The following is an 8,324-nucleotide window of genomic DNA, read 5'->3' on the forward strand; positions in this document are numbered from 1 at the left end:
GCGAGAAGTATTCAATTTGCCGGGTTTACGACATTTATCGGCGATCCTTTTAAGAAACTCTTAATATTCTCTACGGTAGTATCTAAAATCCTCTTTAGCGCTTCTTTGGAATAAAAAGCGATGTGAGGAGTGAAGACAACGTTTTCCCTTTGTAGTATAAAAGCGTTTCTTAAAGTCAATTGAAGCTTCTCGGGATTATATAGTTCCTTTTTCTTTCTCAATAGCTGCTTCTCTTCCAGGATGAGATCCTCGCCCTCCAGGACGTCAAGGCCGGCTCCGGATAATATGCCTTCATCAAGCGCTTTAGTGAGGGCAATGGTGTCCACCAACCCCCCGCGGGCTGTATTAATAAGGACGGCTCCTTTTTTTATCAACCCCATATTCCCCTCATTTATCATATGGTGCGTCTTTTTGCCGTAAGGTGCGTGGAGCGTTATTATATCCGATTCCCTGAGAAGAGTCTCAAAATCCACATATCGAAACCCGAGTATTTCCGATAAAAACTGGTTCTCTGTCGGGTCGAAAGCGAGAACCTTCATGCTGAAGCCTACAGCCATTTTTATAACTCGCAGTCCGATGTGGCCTGTGCCGACGACCCCGATGGTCTTACCCTTAAGGTCAAAGCCCATAAGTTCCTTTATGGAAAAATCTCCCTCGCTGATTTTAAATTGGGATTTTTTGAGGTTCCGCGCAACCGATAAGATAAGAGCAAATGTGTGTTCTGCGACGGTATTCTCCCCGTATGTGGGAACATTGGAGACCACGATACCCTTTGATTTCGCGTAGGCAGTATCTACGTGGTCAAAACCCGTTGAGCGCGTGGTTATAAACTTGAGATTAGGCATGGCGTCTATCATCTCTTTATTTACCATTGAATGTATAAACGGGGAAAGGATAGAGGCGTCTTTGATTTTGTCCAACACTACATCTGCCGTCTCATCGAAGGTCTTGACAGAGCCCGTCTCGCGCAATGAGTTGCCAAGATACTCCCCCTCCCACGAATCTTCAATATCTACAAATGACATTACAGGTTTCATGTATTAGTCTTTTTTATCTCTTCTTTTATTATTTCGTCTATGTATTTGTCAGCCTCGCCCATATCGTCAAATATGTTGAAGATAGGCAGTATTTTCATCACGTCAAGCACTCTCTTGATCTGAGGCTGCAGGTTTATTATCGCGAAGGCCGCCTGCTTTCTCTTTAGCGCTTTTTCGGTAGAGATAATGACCCTTATGCCGGCCGAGCTTAGGTAGTCGACGCCTCCCATGTCTAAAGCGAGGGCCCTTATATTATCATCATTTATTTCGGTTATCTCGTCTTCCAGCTCTTGGTACGTCTCCGAGTCAAGTGACCCCGCAAGTTCAATGTTATACACATAGTTCTTCTTCTTAACCACCTTGATATCCAGCGCCATATTGTTCTCCTATCTTTATTTAACTGCCCTATTTTGCATTATATAAGGCGGAGACGCTGTTTGCAATGAAAAACTCCTATATTAGTCTTAGCTTTTCTTCACATAGATCTCTTTAGCAACGTCCTCTTCCAGGGCCAACTGAGTCTCTTCGGCGCGTATAACAACCGAGGGAAAGACCTGATGCACAAATACCCTGACGCCCGGAAGGATCCCCAGAGACATCAGCTTATGAAGCTGGGGGTGTTTACGGGTCAGGATATAAAGGACCTTGCCGGATTCGCCCGGCTTGAGTTTCGATAGGGGAACGGCTATGCTTTCAAGGAAATCTTTTGCCTTTTGACAGCAATCGCCGGCCGGTATGGCGAGGCCGTGCGGGCATTCCACGGGGTGACCCAGCAATGTACATATGCTTTCCTCTACCTCTTTCGACAGTATATGCTCAAATTCGCACGCCGAATAATCCATCTCGCGTCTATCAAGCTCCAAAACGTCGGTGAGCAGGCGTTCGGCCAGGCGTTGGCGCCTGATTATATCTTTTGCTTTCTCTTCTCCTGGGCCCGTCAATTTAACCAGTGTGCCGCTTACCGTAACATACCCTTCCTTTACAAGGTCATCAAGAATGTCCTCTTTAAGCTTTTCATAAATACGGGCCCTTACAGCGGCATCACCGCCTACCTTCTTTTCCCGCTCTTCCCACACTATGCTTAAGGCTTCCTCTATCTTTTGTTCTCTTTCCATATGGCCCCTGCCTTTCGCCTTTATATTTTAGATAACAGAAATACCCAATTTAAAAATCATGTAGCGCAATACAAAATTTAATACGCCTCCGAACGCAAACGCAAATACAAATACAAACGCCGCGATAATAAGGGCTGCCTTCAGCCCTCTCTCTTTTATCATAACAAAAAACTGCGCTATGCACGGTACGAATAAAGTAATAACTACCAGGCTGACCAAAACCTGTATCTTATCAAGCGCGCCGGACTTAGAAAGCATGTATAAACCTGCCGCGCCGTAATCTCTCCTTAAAAAACCGATGATGAAGGCATCTGCGGCTTTTTCGGGCAAGCTCAGCATATTTACCACCAGCGGGCTAAGTAAGTGCTCTAACCATTTAAGGATGCCTATTTTATTCGTTACAAAAAGAACCAGTGTCCCCGCCACAAATAAAGGCACGGCTTCCTTAAGATACCATTTAAGCCGCGCGAGCGTCTTTGATAAAATATTGCTTATCTGCGGCAGCCTGATAGGGGGGATCTCCTGGATAAAAGGCGAGCGCGCGCCGGGTATTATTTTGGAAGCTACAAAACCGACCGCGATTATGACGAAAAGTATCGCCGACATCCAAATCATAAGCGCCCTGCCGGACAAACTGCTGAGAATGCCCATGATTACGCCCAGCTGCGCGGAACAGGGTATAGCGAGCGCGAGCAGTAAAGTCACCAATATGCGCTCTTTCTTGGTATCCAGGATCCTTGTTGTCAATGTCGCCATAGTCCCGCAGCCAAGTCCGAGTATTATAGGCAAAACGGCCCTGCCGTTTAAACCCATCGTCCGGAAGATCCTATCGGATAGTATCGATAATCGCGGCAGATATCCTGAATCCTCCAGCACGCCGAAAAAAATGAAGAAAGCCGTAACTATGGGAAATATAATAGCGAAAGCATAAGTAAGGGCCATCGTAAGAATCCCGTAATCGCCCACGAGAAGCTCCTTTACAATGCCCATAGTTACATATTTGTCTATGATATTTGTGAAAAACGGGTTTATTATTTTTCCGAAGACCGTATTTTCAAAAAAATCCACGCCTGCGCCTGCGGCAAATTTTCCGACGAAGTAATACATAAAAACCAATACGAGGATAAGTATGGGTACGCCTGTTACGGGCCTCATAGTCAGGCGGCTTATGATTTCCGCCACATCCTTCTTCAAAGGTTTTGATACCTGCAAAACCTCTTCCGCCAGATAGGCGGCTATTCTATTCCTGGCGTGCCTTTTCTCTAAAATATCCTCTATGCGGGGGTGCGGAATTCTGGCTTTCGGTATAGCCGCTCTGAGTTTCGGAAGGCCTTCGCCGGTTACCGCTACGGTCTCGACCACATCTATTCCCAATCTTTCGGACAGTTTCTTCGTGTCTATCTTCATGCCCCGCTCTCTCGCTTCATCAGTCATATTCAGATTTAAGACAAGGGGCAGATTGAGTTTTATAAGCTCCAGAGTAAGAAGTAGTGATCTTCGCAAATTCTTACTGTCGGCCACTTGAATTATGCAGGCGATATCGCCTTTAGACAGTATATCGCGGGTCACTCTCTCGTCCTCGGAGTACGGCGTCAGGCTATTCACGCCCGGCGTATCTACGATCGAGAATTTTTGGCCTCCGAACTTACCTATACCTTTCGATATATCTACGGTCGTGCCGGGATAATTCGACACTGTGACGTAGCTTTTGGTCAGCGTATTGAAGATTACACTTTTACCGACATTGGGATTTCCGACTAATACGATATTCACTTCTGCGTCTCCGATTTGCCTATTTTAGTTATTTTACCACAAATTGATTATAACTGCACTTATTTTCCCGAATATGCCCCGCTACATTCTGTCTCCCCCTTATAATAATGGTATTCCTATAATTAATCTAGCCTGCAGGTCATCGCTTCTTTTATTGAGCCCCGCTACCGCTCCAAGCGATACCCAGAATTTATTCGTTGACCATGATACTGTAGGGCCTGCGTAATATTTTCTGCCGGCATAATTGCCCTTTGATTCAACTCCGACCTTAAACTGCGGGATTATGCTGTAACTAATACCTGCGGCGTATTCATGCTCTGTCTTGCCGCCGGACGCTAGCTCCTGCTTTAGTATAAAGTTATAGGCAAAGTTAAAATCCCCCATATCTTTAGCAAGTATGACTTTACCTTCCAGTACATTATGCTTTTCCAGATTATCGTTCCTTATATATTCAAGGTAGAGCAGCGTATCAAGCGGCAGCTTATTCTTCTCAAAGAGCCTATATCGGGTCCTGATCTTAAACCCATCATATTCAAATGTATTAGATGAAGCGGTATTGGACTGCTTAAATTGCTGGTACATGCTTATATCCCAGTGGTCCGTTATTCCGTATTCCAATTCAACCCAGTGCTTCCAGGTGTTGGGCTTTGCCCTCTCTATATTCTTCTGCTCCTCCGTCAAATAGTATTCAATCTCCGCATGGCCATTAGGCATGGTTTGGTATTCGTACGTCCAGACATAGCCCCTTCTATCCGCACCTGCTTCCTTCGCCATACCTAACACTAATAACAACGCTGCCGCCGAAACTGCAATCTTACTCTTCCACATATTACTACTCTCCTTTTCTCTCTTTGTTATTGAAAATCATTTTCAATAACTTTTTAAAAAAATATTACCCTTTGCACTTCCTGCATATGCCGAATATTTGTAATCTGTGTTTCAATGGTATGAAGCGATTTTCTTTGGCCAGTTTGTCTTGAAGTTTCTCTATCTCCGGTTTCATCACTTCTACATAACTCCCGCATTTCGTACAGATAAGGTGGTCGTGGTGCCCATGTTCATATTTATGCTCAAACCTTGCTATACCATCACCGAAATCGATTTCGTTACAAAGACCTGCCTCTTCCAGAAGCTTCATCGTTCGGTATACGGTAGTATAACCTATGGCAGGGTTTTTCTTCCTCAGTATCTTATGCAGTTCATCTGCGGAGAGATGTTTTTCTGTCGAGAGGAACGCCCTTAGCACTTCCTCTCTCTGCGGTGTATACCTAAGCCTCTTTTCCCTGATAAACTTTTCTAATATCTCAAACTCTTTTCTCACGCTGTTATCCATCCTCTTTTGCGCAATTATTGAAAACCACTTTCAATAATATCACAAAAAATAACCTTTTGTCAATAAAAATATTTCGTTTGGATTATTTTTTCAAGTTCTTAAATAGCTTTTTGTGGATAACCTGCCGAGCTCGATCAATTGCGCTTTCGAGGAACCCACACCGCCCCTTTGCGTTGGGGCGTTTGGGTCTTCTTTTCTTGCGGATGCCTTATGAGTTTTTTAAAAAAATCTTGATATTCTTTGAAAAGCGGGTCATTATTCAATTGCCGTAATTCTTCCGCTTTTCTGTAGTCATCCCAACTTTTACCATATTCTTTCTTTTCGTAATACGCGACTGCCCGCTCAAAGAAATAATAACTACTATTCGGGTCCAGCTCAATTGCTTTGCTGCATTCGGATACGGCGCTATCGTATTGACCCGTATTGCAAAGCATAATTCCCAAGCGGCCATATGCTTCTGCATTTTTTGGATTAATTTCTATGGCCTTTCTAAAATCAGCGATGGCCTGATCGTATAATTTTTTCTTGGCATATAGATCCCCCCTGTCCAGTAATGCTCTGATATGGTCCGGATCTATTTCCAGCGCCTTTGTATAATCGCTTATAGCTTTATCGCCTAAACCCTTATTTTCATACGCTGCCCCCCTGCCATCGTAAGCACGGGCGTATCGTGGATCTATTTCTATTGCCTTATTGTAATCGGAAATGGCCTGATCATAGAGGCGCTTTACGCTGTAGGCATTGGCTCGCCCCATGTATGCATTAATGTATCTCGGATTTAGTTCTATTGCCTTTGTAAAGTCAGTAATGGATTCGTCATATTTACCCTTTTGCTGATAAATTAGCCCCCGAGTAGCATATGATTTAGCTAAAGCCGGGTCTAGTTCGATCGCTTTATTAAGATCGGTTATAGCCTGGTCATAGAGGCCCTTTTTTAAATAATCAAGTCCTCTATTGTGATAAAATACCGCATCCTTTGGAGTTTTTTCATCAATGTCTTCCTCTGCAGCCAAAGAATACGAAATAAAAGAGCATGCTATCAGAATTAAAATTAGTATCTTCTTCATGGTTTTTGCTCTCCTCGTTTCATAAAATAAGATCGACCGCTAAATAGCACAGCGCCCCGATAATCAATCCGGCAGAGAAGCCGTGTGTAAGAGAAATCGCAATCGCGCCGACCGATCCAAGCACCGACGCGACACCGTTAATGCCGTACATCCATGGGATAAAGTGCCCTAAACCATTTTCATACATTAAATTCATGGCTGCTGGAAATGGGATTCCGAGCAGAAATCCTAAAGGAATCAAAAAAGACGAAGCTATGAGGCTTTTGACTATAACGGTATTCGCTAAAAAAGCGTTTAGTATAAACTTGTGTACAAAAGATATGGCTATTACCGATATAAATATAAGTAGAGCCGCCATTTTTATCCTCTTCATGTTATCTTTAAAAAGCCTTTTGCCGTAAAAGCTCCCTGCGCCCATGCCGGATAAAAGCGATCCTAAAAGTACGGCAAGCGATATTGTCGGTGAGCCGAGAAATAGCGTAAGTTTTTGAAAAAATGCGATCTCTATCAGCATAAATCCTGCGCCGAGCAGCACAAATAAGACAATTGAATTGACGATCTTTATATTGATCCTCATAAATATGGCCGGCAGCACTATTATCAATACACAGACCGACAATACTACCTGCAGAAGAAATAGGACTTCGGCAGTGAGCCCTTTTTGATGTTTAAAGAAGAACGGTTTATCATCTTTAGCCGGACTTATGTCCGTGCGCACGCGCTCTATTATTTTATTCAAGTTAGGCTTTTCTTTTAACAAATCCGCCATGGTCATATTAAAAAATGCTGTGTCGGAACTCATATCCATACCATGCCCCATCTTAGTGTGATCCATCTTAGTGTGATCCATCTTAGTATGATCCATCGGCGGCGTAGCAGGCGCCTGCGCATGCCCCATCTTAGCATGATCCATATGATCCATTGGCGGCGACTGAGAGGTTTCTACTGAAGGCATCACGGCAGCGGTTTGTTTATCGGCATATTCTTTCAATTGCCGTTCATACGGCATGTAAGAGTAGTAAACATCGTCGCCTTTCAATATCTGCTTTATTTTATAGTTATCTTCCATCTCCTCATAGGTAAAAGGTTTTTTCTTCAACACCACTACCGGATTCATGCCTTTCCCGATTACATAAAAGCAGTTCATCGCATCTTGATGCTTTATACCTCTTTCTCTAAGCGCTGTCAATAAAGTCGTGATAAAACGCAGCGTTTCGGGCGCATGATGAAAGACGCCTATCATCCTGCCTTCGTCCGTCAAGTGATCAAGATACTCCCCGACCGACTCGACAGTGAATAGATAATTCTCCGTCAGAGCAAATCCTTCGAAACTCCTTGATGTCTTTGTGAGCGGAATCGTAATCATTATGATGTCATATTTTTTGTCGGAACCCCTTACGAAACTCCTCCCTTCGTTAACGACTATATCTACATTTTCAAAATCCGTGTATATTCCTCCGTTATAGTCTCTGTATTCCTTAACAATGTCAACGAAATCGGGATTGATTTCCACGCCTGTAATATCTTTTACGCCGGCAAGCAGTCCAAGCAAAATCTCCCGGCCGCCGCCAGGGCCGATAACAAGCAAGCTGTCTTTTTCGTAATTTTTCAAAGGGAGAAAAGGCAGCCCGCCCGAAAAACCCAGGGTTAACGCCGATGCCAATCTGCCGGCTTTCTTTAAATCACCGTCAAACCTATACATCGCCGTGCCTGCCGCTCCGTCTATAAAAAGATGCATCGCGGCATTGTCATCTTTGTACGCCACTAAATCAGTGCGGCCGAACGCGCTCCATTTGCTTTCCACAAGCTCCATATTAGAATCCGGATCGCTTAACATCCCGTACAAGTCCTTATTGGGATCCTCGGCTATGGGGACTTCGTTTAAGACCGGGAAGGACAGGTCTGCGAAAAATAAAAGTATGCATATGACGGACGCTATCATTGGGATCTTAAACGACAATATTTTTCTGCCGCCTGCAAGAAAAAAAGATGCGGCCGA

8 protein-coding genes are annotated in these 8,324 nt (G+C 44.0%); all 8 read right to left on the minus strand.

Going from position 1 to position 8,324, the window contains the following annotated elements; genetic code table 11:
* Positions 1-11: 11 nt before the first annotated feature.
* Entirely contained in the window at positions 12-1,037 is a 1,026-nt protein-coding gene (locus KKI13_01980) for a hydroxyacid dehydrogenase (GenBank protein ID MBU4487819.1), read from the minus strand.
* Positions 1,034-1,414, minus strand: coding sequence for an STAS domain-containing protein (locus KKI13_01985; GenBank protein MBU4487820.1), 381 nt, complete (start codon positions 1,412-1,414; stop codon positions 1,034-1,036). Before KKI13_01985 ends, KKI13_01980 begins: the two co-directional genes overlap by 4 nt.
* Before the next feature lie 87 nt (positions 1,415-1,501).
* Positions 1,502-2,152, minus strand: a complete 651-nt coding sequence (locus KKI13_01990) for a metal-dependent transcriptional regulator (GenBank protein MBU4487821.1) — start codon at positions 2,150-2,152, stop codon at positions 1,502-1,504.
* A 27-nt stretch (positions 2,153-2,179) separates the two neighbouring features.
* Complete coding sequence (locus KKI13_01995; protein MBU4487822.1) at positions 2,180-3,940, minus strand: ferrous iron transporter B; 1,761 nt, start codon at positions 3,938-3,940, stop codon at positions 2,180-2,182.
* Between the two features lie 84 nt (positions 3,941-4,024).
* Positions 4,025-4,753, minus strand: coding sequence for a hypothetical protein (locus tag KKI13_02000; GenBank protein MBU4487823.1), 729 nt, complete (start codon positions 4,751-4,753; stop codon positions 4,025-4,027).
* A gap of 64 nt (positions 4,754-4,817) precedes the next feature.
* Complete coding sequence (locus KKI13_02005) at positions 4,818-5,258, minus strand: transcriptional repressor (protein ID MBU4487824.1); 441 nt, start codon at positions 5,256-5,258, stop codon at positions 4,818-4,820.
* 134 nt (positions 5,259-5,392) lie between these two features.
* On the minus strand, positions 5,393-6,325 hold the full coding sequence (locus KKI13_02010) for a tetratricopeptide repeat protein (GenBank protein MBU4487825.1): 933 nt from the start codon (positions 6,323-6,325) through the stop codon (positions 5,393-5,395).
* A 19-nt stretch (positions 6,326-6,344) separates the two neighbouring features.
* On the minus strand, positions 6,345-8,324 hold a 1,980-nt coding region (locus KKI13_02015; GenBank protein ID MBU4487826.1), incomplete at its 5' end, for a hypothetical protein.

The sequence above is a fragment of the Candidatus Omnitrophota bacterium genome (assembly GCA_018894435.1).
Taxonomy (GTDB): domain Bacteria; phylum Omnitrophota; class Gorgyraeia; order JAHIPI01; family JAHIPI01; genus JAHIPI01.

What these genes read in the sequence shown, in the direction of transcription:
- KKI13_01980 (MBU4487819.1), bottom strand. Translation starts at nt 1,037, where the DNA reads ATGAAACCTGTAATGTCATTTGTAGATATTGAAGATTCGTGGGAGGGG.
- KKI13_01985 (MBU4487820.1), bottom strand. Translation starts at nt 1,414, where the DNA reads ATGGCGCTGGATATCAAGGTGGTTAAGAAGAAGAACTATGTGTATAAC.
- KKI13_01990 (MBU4487821.1), bottom strand. Translation starts at nt 2,152, where the DNA reads ATGGAAAGAGAACAAAAGATAGAGGAAGCCTTAAGCATAGTGTGGGAA.
- KKI13_02000 (MBU4487823.1), bottom strand. Translation starts at nt 4,753, where the DNA reads ATGTGGAAGAGTAAGATTGCAGTTTCGGCGGCAGCGTTGTTATTAGTG.
- KKI13_02005 (MBU4487824.1), bottom strand. Translation starts at nt 5,258, where the DNA reads ATGGATAACAGCGTGAGAAAAGAGTTTGAGATATTAGAAAAGTTTATC.
- KKI13_02010 (MBU4487825.1), bottom strand. Translation starts at nt 6,325, where the DNA reads ATGAAGAAGATACTAATTTTAATTCTGATAGCATGCTCTTTTATTTCG.